At 61.4% G+C, this 23,366-nt stretch carries 23 protein-coding genes; 13 read left to right on the plus strand and 10 right to left on the minus strand.

The window, feature by feature from the left end; all coding sequences use genetic code 11:
• Positions 1-11 precede the first annotated feature (11 nt).
• The 4 genes from AF337_RS09320 to AF337_RS09335 form a co-directional block, all read right to left on the minus strand.
• Complete coding sequence (locus AF337_RS09320; protein WP_003594110.1) at positions 12-278, minus strand: usg protein; 267 nt, start codon at positions 276-278, stop codon at positions 12-14.
• Between the two features lie 172 nt (positions 279-450).
• On the minus strand, positions 451-1,281 hold the full coding sequence (locus AF337_RS09325; protein WP_049731932.1) for an ABC transporter permease: 831 nt from the start codon (positions 1,279-1,281) through the stop codon (positions 451-453).
• Positions 1,278-2,084, minus strand: coding sequence for an ABC transporter permease (locus AF337_RS09330; protein ID WP_049731933.1), 807 nt, complete (start codon positions 2,082-2,084; stop codon positions 1,278-1,280). Before AF337_RS09330 ends, AF337_RS09325 begins: the two co-directional genes overlap by 4 nt.
• A 113-nt stretch (positions 2,085-2,197) precedes the next feature.
• Positions 2,198-2,971, minus strand: coding sequence for a transporter substrate-binding domain-containing protein (locus tag AF337_RS09335; protein WP_049731934.1), 774 nt, complete (start codon positions 2,969-2,971; stop codon positions 2,198-2,200).
• A gap of 330 nt (positions 2,972-3,301) precedes the next feature.
• Between AF337_RS09335 and AF337_RS09340 the strand changes: the two genes are divergently transcribed.
• Positions 3,302-5,497 carry an OmpA family protein gene (locus tag AF337_RS09340; RefSeq protein ID WP_049731935.1) on the plus strand — a complete coding sequence of 732 codons (2,196 nt, stop codon included), beginning with the start codon at positions 3,302-3,304 and terminating at the stop codon, positions 5,495-5,497.
• Positions 5,498-5,585: 88 nt separating this feature from the next.
• Here the strand turns inward: AF337_RS09340 and AF337_RS09345 are convergent, their stop codons facing one another.
• Together AF337_RS09345 and AF337_RS09350 are read right to left on the minus strand one after the other, a co-directional pair.
• Positions 5,586-6,344 carry an alpha/beta fold hydrolase gene (locus AF337_RS09345; protein WP_049731936.1) on the minus strand — a complete coding sequence of 253 codons (759 nt, stop codon included), beginning with the start codon at positions 6,342-6,344 and terminating at the stop codon, positions 5,586-5,588.
• 53 nt (positions 6,345-6,397) lie between these two features.
• The gene (locus AF337_RS09350) at positions 6,398-8,164 is read right to left on the minus strand and encodes a cytochrome c biogenesis protein DipZ (RefSeq protein WP_049731937.1); all 1,767 of its coding nucleotides are present in this window, start codon (positions 8,162-8,164) and stop codon (positions 6,398-6,400) included.
• Between the two features lie 327 nt (positions 8,165-8,491).
• Between AF337_RS09350 and AF337_RS09355 the strand changes: the two genes are divergently transcribed.
• The 9 genes from AF337_RS09355 (at position 8,492) to AF337_RS40025 (ending at position 15,823) form a co-directional block, all read left to right on the plus strand.
• Positions 8,492-9,526: an alpha/beta fold hydrolase gene (locus AF337_RS09355; RefSeq protein ID WP_049731938.1), complete on the plus strand. Its 1,035-nt coding sequence runs from the start codon at positions 8,492-8,494 to the stop codon at positions 9,524-9,526.
• Between the two features lie 114 nt (positions 9,527-9,640).
• Complete coding sequence (locus AF337_RS09360; protein WP_049731939.1) at positions 9,641-10,381, plus strand: response regulator; 741 nt, start codon at positions 9,641-9,643, stop codon at positions 10,379-10,381.
• Entirely contained in the window at positions 10,378-11,700 is a 1,323-nt protein-coding gene (locus tag AF337_RS09365; protein ID WP_049731940.1) for a sensor histidine kinase, read from the plus strand. The genes AF337_RS09360 and AF337_RS09365 overlap by 4 nt, the downstream gene beginning before the upstream one ends.
• A 211-nt stretch (positions 11,701-11,911) precedes the next feature.
• Positions 11,912-12,331: an organic hydroperoxide resistance protein gene (locus tag AF337_RS09370; protein WP_049731941.1), complete on the plus strand. Its 420-nt coding sequence runs from the start codon at positions 11,912-11,914 to the stop codon at positions 12,329-12,331.
• A 31-nt stretch (positions 12,332-12,362) separates the two neighbouring features.
• The gene (locus AF337_RS43600) at positions 12,363-12,515 is read left to right on the plus strand and encodes a hypothetical protein (RefSeq protein WP_167347735.1); all 153 of its coding nucleotides are present in this window, start codon (positions 12,363-12,365) and stop codon (positions 12,513-12,515) included.
• Positions 12,512-13,147 (plus strand): maleylacetoacetate isomerase, encoded by a 636-nt coding sequence (maiA, locus tag AF337_RS09375; RefSeq protein ID WP_049731942.1) that lies wholly within the window; start codon positions 12,512-12,514, stop codon positions 13,145-13,147. Before AF337_RS43600 ends, maiA begins: the two co-directional genes overlap by 4 nt.
• A gap of 285 nt (positions 13,148-13,432) precedes the next feature.
• On the plus strand, positions 13,433-14,563 hold the full coding sequence (locus AF337_RS09380) for an RNA ligase (protein ID WP_049731943.1): 1,131 nt from the start codon (positions 13,433-13,435) through the stop codon (positions 14,561-14,563).
• 61 nt (positions 14,564-14,624) lie between these two features.
• On the plus strand, positions 14,625-14,933 hold the full coding sequence (locus AF337_RS09385) for a hypothetical protein (protein ID WP_049731944.1): 309 nt from the start codon (positions 14,625-14,627) through the stop codon (positions 14,931-14,933).
• A 230-nt stretch (positions 14,934-15,163) separates the two neighbouring features.
• Complete coding sequence (locus tag AF337_RS40025) at positions 15,164-15,823, plus strand: IMP cyclohydrolase (protein WP_082336772.1); 660 nt, start codon at positions 15,164-15,166, stop codon at positions 15,821-15,823.
• A gap of 106 nt (positions 15,824-15,929) precedes the next feature.
• On the opposite strand, the gene AF337_RS09395 is transcribed toward AF337_RS40025, so the two are convergent.
• Complete coding sequence (locus tag AF337_RS09395) at positions 15,930-16,919, minus strand: aldo/keto reductase (RefSeq protein WP_049731946.1); 990 nt, start codon at positions 16,917-16,919, stop codon at positions 15,930-15,932.
• 117 nt (positions 16,920-17,036) lie between these two features.
• Positions 17,037-17,432 carry a (R)-mandelonitrile lyase gene (locus AF337_RS09400; protein ID WP_049732043.1) on the minus strand — a complete coding sequence of 132 codons (396 nt, stop codon included), beginning with the start codon at positions 17,430-17,432 and terminating at the stop codon, positions 17,037-17,039.
• 149 nt (positions 17,433-17,581) lie between these two features.
• On the opposite strand from AF337_RS09400, the gene AF337_RS09405 reads away from it, so the two are divergent.
• From AF337_RS09405 to AF337_RS09415, 3 genes are all read left to right on the plus strand, one after another.
• Positions 17,582-18,475, plus strand: coding sequence for a LysR family transcriptional regulator (locus AF337_RS09405; RefSeq protein ID WP_049731947.1), 894 nt, complete (start codon positions 17,582-17,584; stop codon positions 18,473-18,475).
• 159 nt (positions 18,476-18,634) lie between these two features.
• Positions 18,635-20,146 carry an ATPase domain-containing protein gene (locus AF337_RS09410; protein WP_049731948.1) on the plus strand — a complete coding sequence of 504 codons (1,512 nt, stop codon included), beginning with the start codon at positions 18,635-18,637 and terminating at the stop codon, positions 20,144-20,146.
• Positions 20,139-22,280, plus strand: coding sequence for an ATP-binding protein (locus AF337_RS09415; RefSeq protein ID WP_280138838.1), 2,142 nt, complete (start codon positions 20,139-20,141; stop codon positions 22,278-22,280). The genes AF337_RS09410 and AF337_RS09415 overlap by 8 nt, the downstream gene beginning before the upstream one ends.
• Here the strand turns inward: AF337_RS09415 and mobB are convergent.
• Both mobB and mobA read right to left on the minus strand, forming a co-directional pair.
• Complete coding sequence (gene mobB, locus AF337_RS09420) at positions 22,215-22,733, minus strand: molybdopterin-guanine dinucleotide biosynthesis protein B (RefSeq protein WP_049731950.1); 519 nt, start codon at positions 22,731-22,733, stop codon at positions 22,215-22,217. The two genes, AF337_RS09415 and mobB, sit on opposite strands and share 66 nt — an antisense overlap.
• On the minus strand, positions 22,730-23,359 hold the full coding sequence (gene mobA / locus AF337_RS09425; RefSeq protein ID WP_049732044.1) for a molybdenum cofactor guanylyltransferase MobA: 630 nt from the start codon (positions 23,357-23,359) through the stop codon (positions 22,730-22,732). Before mobA ends, mobB begins: the two co-directional genes overlap by 4 nt.
• Positions 23,360-23,366: the final 7 nt, after the last annotated feature.

Here is a 23,366-nt window from a genome sequence, read left to right on the forward strand (position 1 = left end):
AGCATGCCGGATCAATGCAGGATGAACTCTCCCTTCAGCGCCCGCCACTCGGTCGCCGAGATCAGCTTGCGGTGGATGTAGCGCACCGAATGCAGCGGTCCGTCGAGCTTCTCTTCCCAGAATTTCAGGAAGCCGCGCATTTCGGGGAAATCGGGGGCGAGATCATATTCCTGCCAGACATATGTCTGCAGAATCGCCGGATGATCCGGCAGGTGGTAGAGGATCTGGGCGGTTGTCAGACCATAGCCCTGCAGTTGTTTTTCCATGTCCTTGTGCATCGTGTTCACTTCTTCTCGTTCCCACTCGCGCGCTTGTTAGCGCTACGTGATATGGAAACATGCGAGTGGTTAACGGAAGCTTTACAGATACTTCATAAAAGGACAATTCATTTTTGATATCAATGGCTTGGCAGCATCGATCCGAGAGTGCTGCCAAGTCCGGCCGAATTCATCAACGCTTGAGATGCCGGGTCAAGCGGCGTTCGATCCAAGCCCAGAGGTGGCGTAGCGCTTCGACGATGGTGAGGTAGAAGATCGCCGCCCAGAGATAGGTCTGATAGTCGAAGGTGCGGGAGAAGGCGTAGCGGGTTTCGCCCATCAGATCGAGTACGGTGATGATGGCAACGACCGCCGAGCCCTTGATCAAAAGGATGATCTCGTTGCCATAGGGGCGCAACGCGACGATGAGAGCCTGCGGCAGAACGATCTTGCGGAAGGCGATGAACTTGTGGATGCCGAGGGCGGCTGCCGCCTCGCGCTGGCCGTGCGGTACGCTCTCGATGGCGCCGCGCAGGATTTCCGCCTGATAGGCCGCGGTATTGATGGTCATGGCAAAAAGGCCGCAATACCAGGCTTCGCGGAAGAACCACCAGATGCCGACGGTCTCAAGCTGCGGCCGGAATACGCCGAGGCCGTAATAGACCAGGAACAGCTGGGCAAGCAGCGGCGTGCCGCGGAAGAAATAGATATAGCCGTAGGCGAGCGCATTCAGCACCCGGTTCTTCGACATGCGCGCCGCGGCAAGCGGCAGCGACAGAACTGCGCCGCAGATGACAGAAATGAAAACGAGGCTGAGTGTAACCCCGAGACCGTGGAGATAGCGCGGTCCGTAGCGGGTGAATTTTTCCGGATCCCAGCCGTTGACCACGGAGATCACCAGCAGCGCGCCGAATACTGCCCAGACGGCGACGAAAATATAGCCGGCCATACGCGCCGGCGTCATCGGCTTCATCACTTCGCGAGGTGCGGGCTGCGGCGGGATCAGCGTTTCGGCGTAGCTCATCGGCGGACCTCCGAACGTCTGGCCCATCGCTCGACATAGACGAGCAGAAAGGAGGAGAGGATGGCGAGCACCAGATAGAGGCAGCAGGCCAGGCCATAAAAGAAGAAGGGTTCTTTGGTCACGCGCACGGCGACACTCGTCTGGCGCAGGATGTCGGCAAGGCTGATGATCGAGACGTAGGAAGTGTCCTTCAGGAGCACCATCCAGAGGTTCGTCAGGCCCGGCAGCGCGATCCGCACGAGCTGCGGCAGGATGATCAGGCGCAGCGTGCGGCCGTGATGCAGCCCAAGCGCATCGCCTGCTTCATACTGCCCCTTGGGAATGGCGCGAAAGGCCGAGAGCAGCACTTCCGAACAGTAGGCAGAAAAAACCACCGAAAGCGCGATGACGCCGGCGAGGAAGGCGTTGATTTCGACCGGCGGCCCGTCATAACCGACGAAGGTCAGCAGAGACTGGATCAGCATCTGCATGCCGTAATAGATGATGAAGAGAGTCAGAAGTTCCGGCAGGCCGCGGAAGATCGTCGTGTAGATGCCGGCCGCCAGTCGCAGCGGCTTTTCTTCCGACTGCTGGCCGAGCGCCACCAGAAAGCCGATGGCGAGGCCGATCGGCAGGGTGACGATCGCCACCGAAACGGTGACCTGCAGGCCAAGAGCGATCTCGTCGCCCCAGCCGGTATCGCCACAGGCAAGGATCGTCGACTGACCTAACCAGGTAAAGATGCCAACGGGTCCGCACAGCGGATCGAAAATGTGCACAAGTGAGCTCCAGAAGGAGCCGAACGCGGAAAATAATCCGCCCATGCGTGAATTCCCCTCACGGCTTTTGCCGTTTTGATCTTGCAATCTTTGTCAAACAAAAATGGCGGAAGAGCAAGCCTTCCGCCATTACCTTGATCGGCCAGATAGCGAATTTCTTATTCGCCGTAAACGTCGAAGTCGAAGTACTTGTCCTGGATCTTCTTGTATTCACCGCTGGCGCGGATCGCAGCGATTGCCGTGTTCAGCTTTTCCTTGAGCGGATCACCCTTGCGGATGGCAATGCCTGCGCCGTTGCCGTTGATTTCCTTGTCGACCGGCAGGGTCGTCAGGATCTTGCAGCAGGCGCCGGCGTCGGACTTGACCCATTCGGAGAGAACGACGACGTCGTCGATGACGGCGTCGACACGGCCGCTGGCAACGTCGAGCTTGTATTCGTCAGCTGTGGGATAGAGCTTGAGCTCGGTGTCGGCCAGATGCTTTTCGGCATAGTTGGCGTGCGTCGTGGAGGTCTGCGCGCCGATCACCTTGCCTTTGAGGCCGGCAACGTCAGCGATCTTCGAATCCTTCGGCACGGCGATGGCCGGCGGGGTGTTGTAGTACTTGTTGGAGAAGTCGACGAGTTTCAGACGCTCCGGCGTGATCGACATGGAGGAAACGATCATGTCGAACTTCTTGGCGTTGAGCGCCGGAATGATGCCATCCCAGTCGGTGCTGACGAAGGAGCATTCGGCTTTCATCTCGGCGCAGAGTGCTTTGGTGATGTCGATGTCGAAGCCCTGGATCGTGCCGCTGGCGTCGACGAATTCGAAGGGCGGATAGGTCGAATCGGTGCCGATCACATACTTCTCGCCATCGGCCATGGCCGAGCCGGCGAAAAGGGACATTGCCGCGATCGAGGCTGCCGCGAAAATACGGGTGGAGATATGCATGAGGATCCTCTCTGTTGGTAGCCGCCGCTCTTTTTCTCGTGGGCTGACGGCCGCAGTTCAACGGTACCGAGACCGCCTTGCGGCGATAATCAGACTTTTTTTCAGGGAATTGCAACACAAATCCCACCGCAATTGGGCGGTGCAAATAGCAGGCGAGATGAACCTCGGCAGACTGCAACATTCACGCGAGGTTAATCCTCGGCTTCCTAGAACCGGAACAAATCGGCGCTTCGGCGATTGCCATTTCGCCGTTTCGCCTCATTGCGACGCTAGGGGCGGAAGCAGGGCCTGTCGGCCTTCAGGAAGCTCAAACAGGATCGAGGAAACCCGATGGGCATGAAATCAAGATTGTTCGCAAGCGCGGCTTTTCCGCTGCTTTCCCTCTCGCTGGCATTCCAGCCGGCATCGGCAATGGCTGCCGTGCGCGACGTCGCGACGCAGGCACAGGCCGTGCGGCAAGTCGAACAAGGCAGTTTCGAGGTGGCGCAGGACGCGTCTCAGGATGCGCCTTCCGATGAGGAGTTGCTGAAGAAGAAGCGTAAGCAGAAGGAAGAGGCTCCGGCCGAAAAGGCACCGGCCGCCGAGCAGCCGAAGGAGGCGCCTGCCGAAAAGCCGAAGGCCGAGCGCAAGGAGGCACCGGCGCCTGAACCCAAGGCAGAGCCGGAACCGCCGAAGGCCGAAGCGCCGAAGGAAAAACCCGCGCCGCAAGCCGAAAGCAAACCCGAACGGAAAGCCAAGCAGGAAGCTCAGCCCGAGGCAAAGCCGGAGGCCGCGCCGCAGCAGGAGCAGCCGGTAACGCAGGAGAAGCCGAGGAAGCCGAAGAAGCAGGCGGAGCCGGAGGCTCAGCCGCAGTCCGAACAGCAGCCGGCAGCAAAGGAAGCTCAGCCGGAGACGGATCAGGCGCAGCCGGAAGCCAAGCCGGAAGGCGGCAAGCGGGCCAAAGGGCAGGACAAGGCTCAGGGCAAAGATAAAGCTAAGGGCAAGGCCGAGACCGCCGCTCCCGAGGCTGTGACGCCGGCCGAGGAGCAGGCCAAGCCCGAAGTCAAGCCGGAGGCAAAACCCGCCGCCGAGGCGCCGGCTGAGAAGAAGCCGGCAAAGGGTGAAGCCGCAGCACCCGCGGAGAAGCCGATCGAAGGCAAGCCGACCGAAAGTAAAGCGCCCGAGGACAAAGCGGCGGCACCAGAGGCCGCACCCGCCGAAAAGCCGAAGGACGGCACCGCGGCAAAGCCTGCCGGCGAGCAGCCTGCCGGCGAGAAGCCGGCCGCGCCTGCGACCGACACTGCCCAGCCACTGCCGGATGCCAGCGGCGGCAAGCAGGTGGAACAGGCCATTCCTGCGCCGGAAAAGGCTTCACCCGAAGAGCTGGAGCGTCGCAAGAAGATCGCCGCAGATCCGGCCAAGAGCAACGAGACCGTCGTGCTGCCGGTCGAAAACGGTGCCGCCGTACTCGACAGCGACAAGGATGCCGACCGCAGCAAGGGCCGGGAAGGCCGCCGGGATCGCGACAGGCAGCGCGCCGATAGCCAGGAGGTGAAGGTGCCGACCTCGGATGCCGATGCGCAGGCCGCCAGCGGCGCCAAGGCGCCGACGATCAAGCTCGAGGCGGTAACCAGCGAGAAGGGCAAGAAGCTCGATGCGCGGCCGCAATTCGTCCGCCCCGATGGCGCGCGCGTCGACGACAGCACCGACGACAATCGTGTAATCATCCAATACGACAATCGGGTGATCGTGCGTGGCGACGACGACAGGCGGTTCCTGCGCGACGGCGAACGGCCGAGCTACGAGGAGCTGTCGGGCGATCGCTACCGCGAAACGATCACGCGGCCGGAGGGTTACCGCATCGTGACGATCCGCAACCGCTATGGCGACATCATTCAGCGGTCGCGCGTCGATGCCCGCGGGCGCGAGCATGTGCTCTATTATTCGCAGGACCTCTACGAAGATCCGGACCGCGACTATTTCGAGGATCCGGGCGCCGACCTGCCGCCGATGCGTCTGCGCGTGCCGCTCAGCGATTACATCATCGATACCCGCAGTGATCCGGACCGGGATTACTACGAGTTCCTGAGCGAGCCACCCGTCGAGCCGGTGGAGCGTGTCTACTCGCTTGACGAAGTGAAGTATTCGGCCCGCATCCGCGACAAGGTGCGCCGCATCGACCTCGACACGATCACCTTCGCGACCGGCAGCGCCGATATCCCGATGACGCAGGCGCGCACCCTGCGCAAGGTTGCCGATGCGATCAGCCAGGTGTTGAAGAAGGATCCGAGCGAGACCTTCCTGATCGAAGGCCATACGGATGCCGTCGGGACCGATCAGAGCAATCTGATCCTCTCCGACCAGCGTGCGGAATCGGTCGCCAACGTGCTCTCCGACGTCTACGGCATCCCGCCGGAGAACCTGGCGACACAGGGCTATGGCGAGCAATATCTGAAGGTCAATACGTCGGGCCCCGAACAGGAAAACCGCCGCGTCACCGTCCGCCGCGTCACGCCGCTGGTTCGTCCGGTGGCTGCCAACCAGTAAATACCGTTGCCCCTCTCCATTCGTGGGGAGGGGCATCTTGTTGGCTGAGGGCGGCCGTAGATTATCTGCCGCCCTCATCCCACCGGTTCTACTCGCCGGCTTTCCCAGCCGCCTTTTCGATGACGTCGGCGACCTTTTCTGCTTGGGATGCGAAGACGGCGTGGCTTGCCTTGATCTCGGTCACCTCGCTGCCGGCTCGTTTGGCCATGTCGCGCTCCAATTCGGGGTTGATGGCGCGATCCTCAGTGGCGACGATGGACCAGCTCGGTTTTGTCCGCCATGCCGGGTCTTTGATTTTGGCGGAAAACGCCTGCTTCGCAGCGAAGACCTGTGACTTTGCCAGGAAGTCGGCGTCTGCTTTTGGAAGATCGGCGGCGAAATCCGCGGCGAAGGCGCCCGGGTCGAGATAGAGATACTTACCGTCCTTCGTTTCCTTGATATCCATACTGCCGGCCGGCTTGGAGCTGGCGAGACTTAGCAGGCTTTCACCTTTGTCGGGCTGGAAGGCCGCGACATAGACGAGGCCTGCGACATTGGGGTCGTTTCCGGCTTCGGTAATGACCATGCCGCCATAGCTGTGGCCGACGAGCAGGCTTGGTCCTTGCTGGAGGTCGAGAACCCGCTTCGTCGCTGCCACATCGTCGTCGAGCGAGGTGATCGGCTCCTGGACGATGGTGACGTTGAAGCCGCGCTTCTCGAGAAGCTCCGTCGTCTTGCGCCATCCCGAGCCGTCGGCGAGCGCGCCGTGGACGATGACGATGTTCTTCACCGTGGCAGCCTCTGCTGCGAAGGCGATGGCGGTGGTGGCGAAGGCAAGGGCTGCGGTGAAAAGAAGACGTCTGTTCATGGGGGATTGCTCCTTTGGTCGTCGTTGAGGATCGGAATTGATCGGTCTGCGGCTCAGCCGAAGGTGAAGGCGTAGGCCTGCACCCCGGGATCGAGGAAGTGGATCTCGAAATTGCGGGCGCCGACCGTGCCGGACTGGCGGACGAGCTGATAAAGCCTGGTCGCGGTCACCGTGCCTTTGCCATCGGCATCGATGTCGGAACCGTGGTCCGGCCCGGGCACCTTGCCGTCGACCGTCACCTGGAAGCGGATCGGCTTGCCGTCGGCGCCAGGCCCGAGGACGAGATGCAGGTCGCGGGCGCTGAAGCGATAGGTGATGCCGCCGCCGGCCTGATCAAGCGTCGCCTGATCCTTGCCGACAGTCCAGGTTCCCGACAGGCCCCAGCCGTTGAGGCCGGGTTCTGCGATCGAATAGTTTTGCGGGGCGTCGGCCTGGAGCCCTTCGGGCGAGGCAAAATTCGCCGCCCGTTCGTAGCCGAGATAGGTTTCGCCGGAGCGGATATTGCCGAGGTCCGGAGCTGCTTCCACGCCCTTGGCATTGGGTGCGACCGGCGCACTTGCCGTCATCTGGCTGCCGGCTTCGCGCAGCAGGTCCTGAATGGCTTTTTCCGTCCTGCCGTAATTGCCTTCGCCGAAATGGTGGTAGCGGATCTGCCCCTTGGCGTCGATCAGATAGCCGGCAGGCCAGTAGCTGTTTTCGAAGGCGCGCCAGATTTTGTAATCATTGTCGATCGCAACGGGATAGCCGATCTGGAAGTTCTCGACCGCCTTCCTGACGTTGTCGATCTTCTTTTCGAAGGCGAATTCCGGCGCGTGGACGCCGATCACCACGAGGCCCTGATCCGCGTATTTTTCCGCCCAGCCCCTGACGTAGGGGATCGTGCGAATGCAGTTGATGCAGGAATACGTCCAGAAATCGACGAGCACCACTTTGCCCCGCAGCTGCTCGTTGGTCAGAGGCTTGGAGTTCAGCCATTCGACCGCGCCGTCGAGCGAAGGGGCATAACCTTCGACCGGCAGATCGCTGAGAAACGGCTTCTTTGCATCGGCGATCGTCGCGTCGTTGCTGGCGAGCTCGGAGGGGGCGCCGCCGACGGGCTTTGCATGCAGGCGGTCGAGCACGGCCTGTTCCAGCGAGGCGGTGCTGGCATAGGAAAGCCGCGCCAGCAGGCTGGTGTCGAGGCCAAGCGCTATGATGGCGACGCCCGCGAGTACCGCAGCACCGAGTCCCTGGCGAATCCGGTCTCCAAAGCCGAGCGACCGTTTCATGGCCGCGAATATCCTGCCGCCGACAAGCAGGGCGACGGCAAGCGAGGTCGCAGCACCGGCGGCATAGGCGGCCAGCAGGAAGGTCGTCTGCAGATTGGCGCCCTGCAGGGCGGCGCCGGTGAGGACAAGGCCGAGAATCGGCCCGGCGCAGGGCGCCCAGAGCAGGCCGGTGGCGACGCCGAGGATGAGGGCGCTCTTGACCGTCGGCGCGGCGCGTCCACTGCCGCTGGCAACCATATTGTTGCCGAGATCGACGATCGGGCGGGCAAGGGTGCTTGCGAAGCGCGGCGAAAGCAGGCTGGCGCCGAAGAGCGCCAGCAGGACGATCGCGGCAAGGCGGCCATATTCGTTGGCGCGAATGACCCAGCTGCCGCCGACCGCAGCCAGCGTGGCGACCAGGGCGAAGGTGGCGGCCATGCCCGCCAGCATCGGCAGCGTGCTCCTGACGAAGGGCTGGCCGGCGCGGGCGAAGACGAAGGGCAAGATCGGGAGGATGCAGGGGCTGAGGATCGTCAGCGCGCCTCCGAGATAGGCAATGATCAGAAGTGTCATCATCGTTTCCTTTGAAACCGATTGATCGGGCTCTGGACGGCGATGGGCCTGAACCAGCAACGGCGGGGATATGGCCGGGCGGACGTATCCCGGATGTGTCCGGTTTTTCGGGAAAATGTACCGAAGTGTTGCTGATCAGCTTGGCCGATACAAAGCGACACAAACCGGCGTCGCGACGGCGGCCAACGATGAAAATGGCGCGATTGTATCAGAATGTGTCCCGGCGGCCGGAAGTTACATCAGCATTCAATAATGGTCGCTCATGACATATCGCTGATACAAGTGGAACGTCTTTTGAGGACGTGATTCATTCGACAGGAGAGACCGATGTCAGAGCAAATCAACCATCACCGCCGCCGCTTCTTCGGCATGACGGCCATCGCCCTTGCGGCCGTTGAATTCGGCGTGGCCGGCACGGCCGTCGCTCAGTCGGCGCTGCCTGACGTGAAGGCCGGAAGCAACACGTCTTTTGAAGCACTGAAGCAGGTGAATGCCGGGGTGCTCGATATCGGTTATGCCGAGGCGGGCAGGGCGGATGGACCGGTCGTGCTGTTGCTGCATGGCTGGCCCTATGACATCTATAGTTTCGTCGATGTCGCGCCGCTGCTGGCCTCGGCGGGCTATCGCGTGATCGTGCCTTATCTGCGTGGTTACGGCACGACCCGGTTTCTGGACCAGGCAACGGCGCGCAACGGTCAGCCGTCGGCGCTCGCCGCGGATATGATCGCGCTGCTCGATGCGCTCGATATCGAGAAGGCGGTGATTGCCGGTTATGACTGGGGCGGGCGGACGGCCAACATTATGGCGGCATTGTGGCCGGAGCGCTGCAAGGCGATGGTCTCGGTCAGCGGCTATCTGATCGGCAGCCAGGAGGCGAACCTCAAGCCGCTGCCGCCGAAGGCTGAGCTGGCCTGGTGGTATCAGTTCTATTTTGCAACCGAACGTGGGCGGCTCGGTTACGAGAGCAATACGCATGATTTCGCAAAGCTCATCTGGCAGACGGCCTCGCCGAAGTGGAATTTCGACGATGCGACTTTCGACAGGTCGGCCGCCGCCTTCGACAATCCCGACCATGTCGCGATCGTCATTCACAATTATCGCTGGCGCCTCGGACTTGTCGAAGGCGAGGCCAAATACGATGCCTATGAGAAGACGCTTGCCGCATTGCCGATGATCTCCGTGCCGACGATCACCATGGAGGGGGATGCGAACGGCGCGCCGCATCCGGAGCCTTCCGCCTATGCCGGAAAATTCTCCGGCCGATACGAGCATCGCACCATCGGCGGCGGCATCGGCCACAACCTGCCGCAGGAGGCACCGCAGGCTTTTGCGCAGGCGGTGATCGACGTCGACCGCTTCTGATCGCAGGCGGCCGGCCGCATTGCTCCGGCCGGCGGAATATGCCTAGGTCGCGTCAGCCGCCTCGATGCCGAGGAGGAGGGCGCGGCTGCTCTATCGGTAAGGGAACAGGGACATATGGATCATGTCGATCACATCCTGGTCGTCGACGACGATCGCGAAATCCGCGAGCTGGTCTCGGGCTATCTGCAGAAGAACGGCCTGAGGACCAGCGTTGCCGCGGACGGGCGGCAGATGCGCAGTTTTCTCGAAGCCAACTCCGTCGACCTGATCGTGCTCGACGTGATGATGCCCGGCGACGACGGCCTCGTGCTGTGCCGCGAGTTGCGCGCCGGCCGGCACAAGGCGATCCCGATCCTGATGCTGACGGCCCGCACCGACGAGATGGACAGGATCCTCGGGCTGGAGATGGGCGCCGACGACTATCTCGCCAAACCCTTTGCCGCGCGCGAGCTGCTGGCCCGCATCAAGGCGGTGCTGCGGCGCACGCGTATGCTGCCGCCCAACCTGCAGATCAGCGAAGCGGGGCAGTTGCTGAGCTTCGGCGACTGGCGGCTCGACACGGTCGCCCGGCATCTTCTCGACAAGGAGGGGACGGCGATTGCGCTCAGCGGCGCCGAATACCGTCTGCTTCGCGTCTTCATCGATCACCCGCAGCGGGTGCTCAACCGCGACCAGCTTCTGAGCCTGACGCAGGGCCGCGACGCCGATCTTTTCGATCGTTCGATCGATCTCCTGGTCAGCCGCCTGCGCCAGCGGCTGGGGGACGATGCGCGCGAACCGACCTACATCAAGACGGTGCGCAGCGAAGGCTATGTGTTTTCCGTTCCCGTCGAAATCATGGAGCTGCGTCCATGAGGGCGGCGATCTCTTCGTTGCCGGGTTTGAGGTGGCCGAGGACGTTGCGGTCGCGGATATTCCTTATCCTGCTGATCGGTCTCGCCCTTGCCTACGGGCTCTCCTTCAGCGTGCTCTATATGGAGCGCACCATGTCGGCGAAAGCCGTGATGCTCGGCACACTGGAGAATGACGTCGCAACGTCGATCGCCGTTCTCGACCGGCTTCCGCCAGCCGAGCGCGGTGATCTCCTCGACCGGCTGAGCCGCGGCAACTACCGCTTCGTGCTCGGACCAGGCCTCCCCGGCGTGCCCGATACGTCGAGCAAAGGCGCGGAGATATCGGGCAAGATCGAGGATGCGATCGGGCACCGCTTTCCGATCAGCATCGAACGGATCCCGGGCGAGGTGAACCGGCTGCAGGCGCATCTGACGCTGAGCGACGGAAGCCCGCTGACGATCGACGTCACGCCGAAGGGCGTCATGCCGATCGCCGCATGGCTGCCCTATGTCTTTATCATCCAGATGCTGCTGCTCATCCTCTGCACCTGGTTTGCGGTTCGCCAGGCGATCCGGCCGCTCGGCGCGCTTGCCGCCGCCGCCGATGCCCTCGACCCCAGCAAGGACGGTTCCGCCTTGAGTGAGGCCGGTCCGAGCGAGGTCGCGCATGCGGCGAGGGCATTCAATGCGATGCGGGAGAGGATCGCCCACTATCTCGAAGAGCGCGTGCAGATACTGGCGGCCATCTCGCACGACCTGCAGACGCCGATCACCCGCATGCGGCTGCGCGCGGATATGGCCGAGGATTCGCCCGAGAAGGACAAGCTGGTGCATGATCTCGGCGAGATCCAGCGCCTCGTCCAGGACGGCATAGCCTATGCGCGCAGCGCCCACGGCAGCGGTGAGAAGAATGCCCGCATCGATCTTGCCTCATTCATCGACAGCATATCCTACGACTATCAGGACACCGGCAAGGCGGTGACGGTCGTCGGGCTGGTTCAGGGCGCTGCCTCGACCAAGCCGCACGCCCTTCGCCGCATCCTGTCGAACTTCATCGACAATGCGTTGAAGTTTGCAGGGGCCGCCGAAATCAGCGTCGAGCACAATGCGGAAAACAATGTCGTCATCACCGTGATGGATCGAGGGCCTGGTATCCCTGACGATATGCTCGAAGCTGCCATGCAGCCCTTCTTCCGGCTGGAGCAATCCCGCAACCGGGAGACCGGCGGCACCGGTCTCGGTCTTGCAATCGCCCAGCAGCTGACGGCCAAGATCGGCGGATCGCTCCGGCTCTACAATCGCCCCGGCGGCGGGCTGGCGGCGGAAGTCACCCTTCGGTGACGGTTGGGCGGCCGGAAATTTTCCGGCGGTTTTGTACGAGAAAATGTCCTGGATACCGAATGCTACGTTTTGTGACATTTCGGCCGATTTCGGAAACATGCCGGATATATCAGCCGGTCAAACCACACTCCGTTCAACCCCAGTCGCCTGAGGCGATCCGGTCGCAAGTCGCGACCAATCGTTTGGGGCGACCCACCCAAGGAGTGTTTCCATGACCAAGATCGACAAGGTTCTTTATACCGGCAAGACCCGCACCACCGGCGGGCGCGACGGCGCTTCGCGAAGCGACGACGGCGAGCTGGATATCAAGCTCTCGCCTCCCGGCAGCGCGCGGCCGGGCACCAATCCGGAACAGCTTTTCGCTGCCGGCTGGTCGGCCTGCTTCATCGGCGCAATCGGCATTGCCGCGGGCAAGCTGAAGGTCAAGCTTCCGGCAGAGACCGCCGTGAATGCCGAGGTCGATCTCGGAACGACCGACGGCGACTATTTCCTGCAGGCCCGCCTCAAGGTCAGCCTGCCCGGTATTGAAGCGGATGTCGCAAAGGCGCTGGTGGATGAGGCGCACCGGACCTGCCCCTATTCGAAGGCGACGCGCGGCAATATCCATGTCGAATTGACCGTTGCGGGATGACGACCGATCGGCCTTGCCGATGGAGGATTTGATGAGATTGACGATCATCTGCATTCTGGGAGCGGCGGTCTTCGCCGCGCCCTGCATCTACGATGTAAGCTCGCGGGAGCCTTCGCCGCTCGCCGGCCTCATGACGGCGGCGTCCACGATTTCCTCTTCAGGCCATCAGGGAGAAAGACAGTGAAACTCTATCAGAACGAAATTTCCTCGGCGACCGCAAGAGTCCGGATCGCGCTCGCCCTGAAGGGGCTGACGGCCGAGGCGCTGCGGGTCACCATCCTCGGCGAAGAGGCCGAGAGCCGGCAGATCGGATATCGCAGCGTCAATCCGCAAGGGCTGGTGCCGGCCTTGCTGACGGATGGCGGCATCCTCATTACCCAGTCGCTGGCGATCGTCGAATATCTCGACGAGATCCAGCCACAACCGCCGCTGCTGCCCGACACGGCGGAGGGCAGGGCGCTGGCGCGGTCGATCGCGCTGGCGATTGCAGCCGAGATCCACGCGCTGCTGCCGCCGCGCATCGGCCTGCATCTCAAAACGGCCTTCCAGGCCGATGCCGATGCCATTGCCGCCTGGAGCCGCCATTGGGTTGGCGAGGGAATGGCCGCGGTGGAAACGATGATCGCCGGCCGCAGGCAAGGCGCCTTCGCCGTCGGCGATCGGCCTGGTATTGGCGATATCTTTCTCTTCCCGCAGGCGATCAGCGCCCGGCGCATGGGCTTCGATCTCGCCCGGTGGCCAAATATCGCGGAGATTGTCGGCAGGCTCGAGACGATCCCGGCTTTCCAGGAGAACGCGCCGGCGCCGAGGAAATGATGTGAGCGATGAAGAGGCGGCCGCAAGGGATGGCGACCGCTTCGGTTTGTCGATGCCTCGTTCCATCTCGAATCGGATTCACGCTTCGACGCGGGGATCGCGAACGCCAGTAGCGAAATCATTGGCAAAGGCTGTGCTGGGTCCGAACCCAATACGCGTTGCATCCATCAGAGCGGACAATCAAATCTATTAGTAAATCGCGTTTGACGGCGTGGAACGGCTGAACAATTGATAAATTCAGCCAAAATTAATTCTGAAGGCGATAAAAGAGGGTGGTGTGAAAAGATGAACGACACGATACACCCTGCACGCCAAATCCCGTTTCCCGACCTTATCGCTGGCTTGAAGCGAGCCCAAGGGCTTGGCCATGTCCATCGCCGTCAGAACGCAACCGGTACTTTGCAGCTCTACATCTATACGCCCCGGTGCGTATATGAGGATGGCTGGGATCAGTTTTCGCTGATCGCTCGCGGTCTCATTGTGGACGAGGGCGCTGGTCGGGTCGTTGCCACGCCGTTTCCGAAGTTTTTCAATGTCGGCGAGCGGCATAGTGAAGTACCCGATCTGCCGTTTGAGGCGTTCGAAAAGCTCGATGGTAGTCTGATAATCGTGTTCAATGATGCTGGCCGTTGGCACGCAGCCACCAAAGGCGCGTTCGACTCCGAACAGGCCCTGTGGGCTCAAGCACGCTTGGATGTCCACGATCTCTCCGGTCTGTCGCCGGATACGACATACCTGTTCGAGGCGGTATATCCGGAAAACAGAATTGTCGTGCGATATGCGGAGCCTGCCATGGTGATGTTGGCGGCCTACCACGCTTCAGGTCTTGAAGTAACCTACGACGAGGTTCGAACGACCAGCCAAGCGTTGGGATGGCGTGCGGCCGAACGCCATGAGTTCGGGAATATGGCGGACATGATGCTCCATACTGCAACGCTCCCACGCGACAACGAGGGATTTGTCGCTAGATTCACAAATGGCTTGCGCCTCAAACTCAAAGGCTCCGAGTACCGTCGTATCCATGCGTTGATCTCACGCTGCACGCCACTGGCAATGTGGGAAGCAATGGCCGCTGGGGACGACATGGCCGCGATTCGTCGTGATTTGCCGGAAGAGTTTTGGAGCGATTTTGACAACATCGTACTCCTCCTGACGAAGGCATACGCGGCGATGGAAAGGAAGGTCGCTGAACTGGCAGCATCTGTCGCCCATCTTTCCGATAAAGAGTTGGGATTGTCGCTCAATTCACTGCCTGCTGACGTGGGTCCTTACGTTTTTGGATTGCGAAAAGCAGGCGCAATCGTAGGCAAGTCCCGAGACGCGTTGATGCGTTCCATCAGACCCACTGGCAATGTGTTGCCAGGTTACCAGCCGTCATATGCCATGGGGCGTGTGATTGATGAGGCAACATCGTAGATTTGCAGCGTACAGTAGCTCTGGCGTGAATACGGGATTCGTCGGACCACTTGATGCGACCATGTATGACCTTCAGGGGGATGTCGCACTCCCACCCCGACTTTTATTGCCAAGCAACGTTCACTCGCTCATCGACCGTCTCGATCAAGAATATCTTAGCTGCCTCAACCCATTGTATCCACCCGATCCAAGCCTCTGGACGCAAGCCAGGTGCGACCGCTTTAACAGCGATGTGGACCAGTTCCTGCTTTTGCTTCAGGTCGAGTTAGGTACAAACTTCGTGATTATCGATCAGCAGAAACGCCATGCCGAGGACCCAGCTCTTTGCGGATTCCTCGCCGCGAATCCCAATCAGAAGCCGATGCCCTAGAAAAAGTCCGGATGGCGGTAATGAGCCAACCCGGACTTCAGGAGTGTGTTCTCTCGGGGTACTTGCACGGCATCGATCCGGCTCTGCCGTGATGGAGGTGGCGACCTTGCGGCAGAAGCGCTCCGCCAGGCAGTTCGAAGGTTCAGTTGAGTATGACACCGCCGGCAATCTGTGCAGCCTGAGAATTCGTTGCTACGGTCACCGGCATTGTAAGCTGGAGAATTTGCGAGATGTATGTTGGTCGAATTGTTGGAGTAGGTCGCAGTCAAGAAGGGAACTTAATCGCGGCCTACCGAGTATCGAGCAGATCGTTTCCCAACAGGAACGTAGAACAGCTCGGTGACACTATGCGAATTGTCGCCCAACAAGGAAGCGCTGATGCAGCGTCCGACAGCCCATACATTGCCTACGAATGTCTCATTTGGAACTCTCGTTTTGCTGTTGTCAGTAATGGCACCCACACCAGGCCGATTTACGAGCGGCTAAGGGCAGGAAACGCCCCGCGAGATGCGATCGTGAGCGTTCTCGTAGGCCTAGACCGGGAGTTCGATCGGCACGATACGCCGCGAATTTGTGGCCTGGTTGATTTGGCCGAAAACATGCTTTGGCTCGGCAGCATAACCGCCGCCAGCTTGTCCGTTATTCCAATCGAGGCTCAGCCTGGCCAACTCGCGTACATCACGACCTATGAGTTTCCGCTTCCTTGCGCCGAGCAGATAGATCAGGACCTTAATGCGGTTGACCCAAATGCGGTCTGCCGCCATATCGCCGGTGAATCGGTCTTCTCTCAATTCGAGAACCCTGTTTGCGCAGCTTCCTGGATTGGGTCGGCATCGGGACGTAAGACCGCAACGTTCAACTCTATCAACAGACCGTATGCAGCGAGATAGCTGTTTTGAGCCGATGCCGGGTGAACACGTAACCGGTCGGAGCCGGCAGGCAAGCGACTGGTTCCGCCGGGATCCGGTGTTGTTATCCGGCGAATGACATCGCTTCTCAGCGGTTGACCCTTGCCTGTAGATGCGCGGGATACCGATCGCCTTCCACCTTGATGGTGGCGAGCGCGCTTTCGATATTGCCGAGATCCTCCGCTGTCAGTTCGACCCCGGCGGCGGCGATGTTCTCCTCCAGGCGGTGCAGCTTGGTGGTGCCGGGGATCGGCACGATCCAGGGTTTTTGCGCCAGCAGCCAGGCAAGCGCCACCTGCGCCGAGGTTGCCTTCTTGCGCGCGGCGATCTCTGCGAGGAGATCGACGAGCGCCTGGTTGGCCTTTCGCGCTTCTGCCGAAAACCGCGGCACGACGTTGCGGAAGTCCTTGCTGTCGAAGCTGGTCGTCTCGTTAATCGCGCCGGTGAGGAAGCCCTTGCCGAGCGGGCTGAACGGCACGAAGCCGATGCCAAGCTCTTCGAGCACCGGTAGGATCTCCTGCTCGGGCTCGCGCCACCACAGCGAATATTCGCTCTGCAGCGCCGTCACCGGCTGGACCGCATGGGCGCGGCGGATCGTCTGGGCGCCGGCTTCCGAGAGGCCGAAATGCCTGACCTTGCCTTCAGCGATCAGCGTCTTGACCGTGCCTGCGACATCCTCGATCGGAACATCCGGATCGACGCGATGCTGGTAGAACAGATCGATGACATCGGTCTTCAAGCGCTTCAGCGCCTGGTCGGCAACCGCGCGGATCTGCTCCGGACGGCTGTTCATGCCGCTCTGGCCGCCATTGGCATCGAAGTTGAAGCCGAATTTCGTGGCGATCACCACCTCGCCGCGGAAGGGAGCAAGCGCTTCTCCCAGAAGCTCTTCGTTCTTATAGGGTCCATAGGCCTCGGCGGTGTCGAAGAAGGTTACGCCGCGTTCGAATGCCTGCAGGATCAGGGCGACCGCTTCCTGAATATCTGTCGCCGGACCATATCCATAACTCAGCCCCATGCAGCCGAGACCGATGGCCGAGACTTCGAGACCGCTCTTTCCGAGTTCACGCTTTTGCATCGCCGTTTCCTTTCCTAAAGCACGTCGCGTCAAACTTGATTCAAGCGACGCGCTTTAGCTCTTTGTTTTTACGCATGTCGTTGCCGCAAAACCGCGGCCACTTTTGCGCGACATGCCTTAAGCTTGATATTGCGTGTCGGTGACGTGCTCCATCCAGTCGACCACCTTGCCGTCGAGCTGTTCCTGGATGGCGATATGGGTCATTGCCGTCGTCGGCGCTGCGCCGTGCCAATGGCGTTCATCCGGTGCGAACCAGACGACGTCGCCGGCGCGGATCTCCTCGATCGGCCCGCCTTCGCGCTGGACGCGGCCGCAGCCGGATGTGACGATCAGCGTCTGGCCAAGCGGATGGGTGTGCCAGGCGGTGCGGGCGCCGGGCTCGAAGGTGACACTGGCGCCGGCCGCGCGGGCCGGGTCGGTCACCTGAAACAGAGGATCGATGCGCACCGTGCCGGTGAACCAGTCCGCCGGTCCCTTGGCCGAAGGCTGCGAGCCGCTTCGCTTGATTTCCATGATCATCGTCCTTTCCTGTGTCGGAGACCGTGGGACGGTTCGTCCGCCGCGGCGGATGTCTTCGTCCTCAGATAACAGGATATTTAGCGCGTGCCTTTGGTCGCGATTAGATGGTAATTGTGGCAAGGACTTATGAGAAAGTTTCATAAATGCTGCGTCCAGCCGTCAATGATCTGATCGCCTTCCTTGCCGTTGCCCGCGCACGGAGCTTCACGAAGGCGGCAGGGAGGCTCGGCGTGTCGCAATCGGCGCTCAGCCATACCATCCGGGGACTTGAGGAGCGGCTTGGGTTGCGCTTGCTGACACGCACGACGCGCAGCGTCTCGCCGACGGAGGCGGGTGAACGCCTGCTTCTCACCATCGGGCCGCGGATCGACGAGATCGAGACAGAGCTTGCGGCCTTGAGCGCGTTTCGGGAAAAGCCGGCCGGCACCGTCCGCATCAATGCCGGAGAACATGCGGCGGATGCCATCCTCTGGCCCGCCTTGGAAAAACTCCTGCCTGACTATCCCGACATCCATGTCGAGATCATCGTCGATTACGGCCTGACCGACATCGTCGCCGAACGCTACGATGCGGGTGTGCGCCTCGGTGAACAGGTGGCGAAGGATATGATTGCGGTGCGCATCGGCCCCGACATGCGCATGGCTGTGGTCGGTGCTCCCGCCTATTTCGAGATGCGGTCGACACCGTTGACGCCGCGGGATCTCACCGATCACAACTGCATCAATCTGCGCCTGCCGACCTATGGCAGTGTCTATGCCTGGGAGTTCGAGCGGGACGGGCACGAGATGAAGGTTCGCGTCGAGGGACAGTTGACCTTCAATAACATCGCCCTCAGGCTGAACGCGGCGCTTGCCGGGGCGGGACTGACATATCTGCCTGAAGATGCCGTGCAGGCGCATCTTGCCGACGGGCGGCTGGTGCGCGTGCTTGAAGACTGGTGTGCGCCGTTCCCCGGCTACCATCTCTACTATCCCAGCCGCCGGCACGCTTCGGCGGCCTTCACCCTTCTCGTCGATGCGCTTCGTTATCGAGGATAGCAGCCGACATTTACAGATCCCGCCAATCAGCGGGTATCCGCGCAGAGCCTGTTCTACCTCCTGAGAGGCTCTATGCCGCAGGCGAAAACATGCTGCGCCGGCGATTTGACATTCCATCAGTCGCCACTAATTGACACTTGAAACTGAAGGAAACAATGAATGAATACTGCGCTTCCTGCCACGAAAGCCCGGACCGGGGTGTCCGGTTTGGACACAATACTGGCGGGAGGGCTTTCGACGGGCCACGTTTTTCTCCTGGAGGGAAATCCTGGAGCGGGCAAGACAACCATTGCACTGCAGTTTCTGATCGAAGGCGCGCGGCTCGGCGAGCAGGGGCTCTACATCACCCTTTCGGAAACCGAGAGCGAGCTGCGGGCCGGTGCCGCATCGCACGGCATGGCGATCGACGGAAATATCGAGGTCTTCGAACTCGTGCCTCCGGAAAGCTTGCTGGATACAGACCAGCAGCAAAGCCTGCTTTATTCGTCGGATCTTGAACTCGGTGAGTCGACACAAGAAATCTTCACGGCTTTCGAGCGGGTCAAACCGAGCCGGGTGGTTCTCGACAGCCTGTCCGAAATAAGGCTGCTGGCCCAAAGCTCGCTGCGTTACCGCCGGCAGATTCTTGCGCTCAAACACTATTTTGCCCGACAGGGGGCGACCGTCCTTCTCCTCGACGATATGACCTCCGACACGCTCGACAAGACGGTGCACAGTGTGGTGCACGGGGTGATCCATCTCGACGAATTGGCCCCGAATTACGGCGCCGAACGGCGACGCTTAAGGGTGATGAAATACCGCGGGCAGGCCTTCCTCGGTGGCTATCACGATTTCATTATCCAGACCGGCGGTGTCGTCGTATTTCCGCGCCTCGTCGCCGCCGAACACAGGACGAGTTATCTTCGCGATCAGCTTTCCAGCGGTATTGCCGGGCTGGACCTGCTCCTCGGCGGTGGGCTCGAACGAGGATCGAGTACGCTGATCCTCGGTCCTGCCGGCACCGGCAAGAGCACCTTCTCTTTTCAATTTGTGATGGCGGCCATCGCGCGCGGCGAAAAGGCGGCTGTTTTCATTTTTGACGAGGAACTCGGCTTGCTGCTCATGCGCCTGAAACAGCTCGGCATGGATCTCGAGGCCCTGAGGGATGAGGGTCTGCTGCATATCGAGCAGCTCGATGCCGCGGAGTTGTCGCCCGGTGAATTTGCCCATCGCGTATGTGCTTCCGTCGACAGGTCGGGAGCGAAAACCGTGGTCATCGACAGCATCAACGGCTATCAGGCCTCGATGCCGGATGAAAATTCGCTGATATTGCACATGCATGAGCTGTTGCAATATCTGAACAGGCAAGGCGCAAACACCTTCCTCACCGTCGCCCAGCACGGACTGGTCGGCGACATGAAGGCACCCGTCGACGTGACCTATCTCGCCGACACCGTCATCTTGCTGCGTTACTTCGAGGCGGTCGGACGTGTGCGGCGAGCGGTCTCCGTCATCAAGAAGAGGACGGGCTACCACGAGGACACCATCCGGGAGTATCGGATCGATGCCGGCGGCCTGACTTTCGGAGAGCCCATCGTCGGTTTCCAGGGGGTGCTTCGCGGCGTTCCGGAATTCGTCTCAACGTCCGCTCCGCTTTTGCCCACCGACAACAAGGACGGCGGCAATTCCTAATTTTAACAACCCGAAGGCCCTGATCTATGCACCGGCCGGACGCGATGCCCAGGTCGCGGCATCGTTGACCGATGAGACTGGACTGCCATCGATAGCCGTTACCGATTTGACACTCTTCGCGTCATCACTCGATGATGAAATCGCGGTTGGCATTCTGACTGAGGAGGCCGTCCGCGGGAGCGACCTGAAACCGATTGCTGCCTGGGTTGCCGGCCAGCCAAGCTGGTCCGACCTGCCGTTCATCGTTCTCACCCAACGCGGTGGGGGACCTGAACGAAATCCCGCCGCCGCGATGCTTTCCGAGGTTCTCGGCAATGTGACTTTTCTGGAGAGGCCGTTCCATGCCACGTCCTTCATCAGCGTTGCGCGGACCGCACTGAAAGGCCGGCTGCGCCAATATGAAGCGCGCGCCCGGCTCGAGGCTCTGGGCGAGGGAGAGCGGCGGTTGCAGACCGCGCTCGCCGCCGGCCGCCTTGGTGCATGGGAGCTGGAACTGTCCACGATGGCCCTGTCGGCTTCGGCGACCTGCAAGGAAATCTTCGGCCGAGCGCCGGATGATGAGGTGAGCTACGACGATCTGGTTGCGAGCATCCACCCCGACGATCGCGACCTTGTTCTGGCACGCCTGCGGCAGACGGTCGATACCGGTCGCGACTATTCGATCGAACACAGGACGATCTGGCCGGATGGATCACTGCATTGGACCGAGGTGCATGCCCAGCTTTATGCGGACAGATATGGATCGGCCAGGAAGCTTGTCGGAGTCTGCTCCGATACCACCGTCCGCAAGACCATCGAGGAAAATCTGAGACGGCTCAATGAGACGCTCGAAGAGCGTGTCAGGGAACGGACCCGGGAGGTCAATGCCGCCCACCAGACCCTGCTCGAAGAGGTCGCCCAACGTGAGAGAGCCGAGGAGCAGCTTCGCCAATCCCAGAAAATGGAGGCGATCGGTCAACTCACAGGCGGCGTTGCGCATGATTTCAACAATCTGCTGATGGTGGTTCTCGGAAATCTGGAACTGCTCGGCAAACACGTTGCCGGAGATGCCAAGGCGGCGCGTCTGGTCGATGGCGCCCTTCAAGGCGCGCGCCGCGGCGCGGCGCTGACGCAGCGCCTGCTGGCTTTTGCCAGGCAGCAGGATCTGCAGGTCAAGCCCGTCGATCTGGCCGAACTGGTCTCCGGCATGAATGACCTGCTGCGGCGTTCGGTCGGATCCTCCGTCAGCATCGAGACCATTCTGCCGGCGGCTTTGCCGCCCGCCTTGGTCGATGCGAACCAGCTCGAACTGGCGCTGCTCAACCTTGCGGTCAATGCCCGTGATGCGATGCCTGATGGCGGAAAACTATCGATATCGCTGCGCGAGGAACAGGTTGCCGGTCATCACGCCGATCTCGGCGAGGGAACCTATCTGGTGTTGGCGGTGGCCGACAGCGGCACCGGCATGGACGCGGAGACGCTGAAGAAGGCAGTCGACCCGTTTTTCTCGACCAAGGAACTCGGAAAGGGCACCGGCCTGGGCTTGTCGATGATCCATGGACTTGCCGTTCAGCTCAATGGCGCACTTCTTCTGATAAGTGCGCCTGGGGTGGGAACGACCGCCGAATTGTGGCTTCCGGCGACCGAACGCTGGCCTGAGCGGCGCGCCGAGCCGGAGCAGCCCACCCCACGGGCCGCATCCAGACTGAAGATCTTGCTGGTCGACGACGATGCCTTGATCGCCATGAGTTCGGTCGACATGCTCGAAGATCTCGGCCATGAGGTCGTCGAGACAAATTCCGGTGCAGCGGCCCTGGAGTTGATCACGGCTGGTCAGCATTTCGATATGATGATCACCGACTATTCGATGCCCGGTATGACCGGCGCACAGCTTGCCGAAGCCGTGCGCGACATTCATCCGGGGCTGCCGATCGTGCTGGCAACGGGTTATGCCGACCTTCCCGCCGGCACCGATATCGATATTCCGAGGTTGGGAAAGCCTTATAATCAGGCCCAGCTTGCGAAGGAAATCGCCAAGGCGCTGGCCCGCGAGAGGGGTCCGGGGATGGGATCCGTCAGCGCGCGTGGTTCAGGGACGCTGTTCAAGGCCGACGATCGCTGCGATGAAATCGGCGATGGCGCCCGTATCGTCTAGATCGAAGACGGGCAGGGCGGTATCCGTAACGGCATGATCGGCGGCGATGGCGCGGATATGAGGATCGCTCGGCGCCAGCGGCTGGCGATTGGCGGCCTCCAGGCGGCGGGCCTCGATCTTCGGGATCGGCTCGCGCTTGTAGCCTTCGATCAGCACGAGATCGCAGGGGGCGAGACGGGCAAGGATTTCCTCGAATTCCGGTTCGGGCGCGCCGCGCAGCTCGTGCATGATGGCGTAGCGGGTGCCGGAGACGATGGTGACTTCATGGGCGCCGGCCTCGCGATGCCGGTAGCTGTCGGCCCCGACCTTGTCGATGTCGAAATCGTGATGGGCGTGCTTGATCGTCGAGATCGTGTAGCCGCGGCGGGCGAATTCCGTCACCAGCCGGACGGCGAGCCCCGTCTTGCCCGAGTTCTTCCAGCCGGCGATGCCGAAGATTTTGGGTGCGGTCATGCGCGAAGGGCCTCCAGCCAGCGTTCCGCCTCGATCAGGTCGTCAGGCGTGTTGATGTTGAAGAAGGGATCGAGCAGGCTGGCCCGGGTCGGATGCAGCGGAAACGCCACTTCCGTTACGTCATGCCGTAACAGGAAGTCGCGCACGCGGCGCTTTTCGTCGGTGGCGATCCAGGTCTCGAGATCGGCGGCGAGCGTCACCGGCCAGAGCCCGAAAACGGGATGGCTGCGGCCTTCGGAAGCGGCAATGGCGATCTGCGACGGGCGTTCGAGCGCTGCGGCCAACCGGGCGACGAGATCGGTCGGGAAGAACGGGCAATCCACAGAGACGGTGACGACATGGGTGATCGCGGGAACGGTGGCGGCATAGACCATCGCCGCATGGATGCCGGCCAATGGCCCAGCCTTGCCGGGAAACCGGTCTGGGACGACAGGCGCATCCTCGCCGGCGGCATCGGCATTGACGGCAACGGGGGCGACCTGTTGCGAAAGGCGGGTCAGCACATGGCGGAGCAGGCTTTCGGCCCCGAGCATTGCGCCCGCCTTGTCGCGGCCCATGCGCTGCGATCGGCCGCCGGCCAGCACGACGCCTGCTATATCGGATCTGTCGAGTGAGAATTCTGTCATCATCCTG

This window comes from Rhizobium ecuadorense (assembly GCF_001187535.1).
GTDB classification, from domain to species: Bacteria; Pseudomonadota; Alphaproteobacteria; order Rhizobiales; family Rhizobiaceae; genus Rhizobium; species Rhizobium ecuadorense.

Bases quoted from the DNA above. Each gene is read 5' to 3' on its own strand.
- AF337_RS09320 (WP_003594110.1), bottom strand. From the start codon at position 278: ATGCACAAGGACATGGAAAAACAACTGCAGGGCTATGGTCTGACAACC.
- AF337_RS09325 (WP_049731932.1), bottom strand. From the start codon at position 1,281: ATGAGCTACGCCGAAACGCTGATCCCGCCGCAGCCCGCACCTCGCGAA.
- AF337_RS09330 (WP_049731933.1), bottom strand. From the start codon at position 2,084: ATGGGCGGATTATTTTCCGCGTTCGGCTCCTTCTGGAGCTCACTTGTG.
- AF337_RS09335 (WP_049731934.1), bottom strand. From the start codon at position 2,971: ATGCATATCTCCACCCGTATTTTCGCGGCAGCCTCGATCGCGGCAATG.
- AF337_RS09340 (WP_049731935.1), top strand. From the start codon at position 3,302: ATGGGCATGAAATCAAGATTGTTCGCAAGCGCGGCTTTTCCGCTGCTT.
- AF337_RS09345 (WP_049731936.1), bottom strand. From the start codon at position 6,344: ATGAACAGACGTCTTCTTTTCACCGCAGCCCTTGCCTTCGCCACCACC.
- AF337_RS09350 (WP_049731937.1), bottom strand. From the start codon at position 8,164: ATGACACTTCTGATCATTGCCTATCTCGGAGGCGCGCTGACGATCCTC.
- AF337_RS09355 (WP_049731938.1), top strand. From the start codon at position 8,492: ATGTCAGAGCAAATCAACCATCACCGCCGCCGCTTCTTCGGCATGACG.
- AF337_RS09360 (WP_049731939.1), top strand. From the start codon at position 9,641: ATGGATCATGTCGATCACATCCTGGTCGTCGACGACGATCGCGAAATC.
- AF337_RS09365 (WP_049731940.1), top strand. From the start codon at position 10,378: ATGAGGGCGGCGATCTCTTCGTTGCCGGGTTTGAGGTGGCCGAGGACG.
- AF337_RS09370 (WP_049731941.1), top strand. From the start codon at position 11,912: ATGACCAAGATCGACAAGGTTCTTTATACCGGCAAGACCCGCACCACC.
- AF337_RS43600 (WP_167347735.1), top strand. From the start codon at position 12,363: ATGAGATTGACGATCATCTGCATTCTGGGAGCGGCGGTCTTCGCCGCG.
- AF337_RS09380 (WP_049731943.1), top strand. From the start codon at position 13,433: ATGAACGACACGATACACCCTGCACGCCAAATCCCGTTTCCCGACCTT.
- AF337_RS09385 (WP_049731944.1), top strand. From the start codon at position 14,625: ATGTATGACCTTCAGGGGGATGTCGCACTCCCACCCCGACTTTTATTG.
- AF337_RS40025 (WP_082336772.1), top strand. From the start codon at position 15,164: ATGTATGTTGGTCGAATTGTTGGAGTAGGTCGCAGTCAAGAAGGGAAC.
- AF337_RS09395 (WP_049731946.1), bottom strand. From the start codon at position 16,919: ATGCAAAAGCGTGAACTCGGAAAGAGCGGTCTCGAAGTCTCGGCCATC.
- AF337_RS09400 (WP_049732043.1), bottom strand. From the start codon at position 17,432: ATGGAAATCAAGCGAAGCGGCTCGCAGCCTTCGGCCAAGGGACCGGCG.
- AF337_RS09405 (WP_049731947.1), top strand. From the start codon at position 17,582: ATGCTGCGTCCAGCCGTCAATGATCTGATCGCCTTCCTTGCCGTTGCC.
- AF337_RS09410 (WP_049731948.1), top strand. From the start codon at position 18,635: ATGAATACTGCGCTTCCTGCCACGAAAGCCCGGACCGGGGTGTCCGGT.
- mobB (WP_049731950.1), bottom strand. From the start codon at position 22,733: ATGACCGCACCCAAAATCTTCGGCATCGCCGGCTGGAAGAACTCGGGC.
- mobA (WP_049732044.1), bottom strand. From the start codon at position 23,359: ATGACAGAATTCTCACTCGACAGATCCGATATAGCAGGCGTCGTGCTG.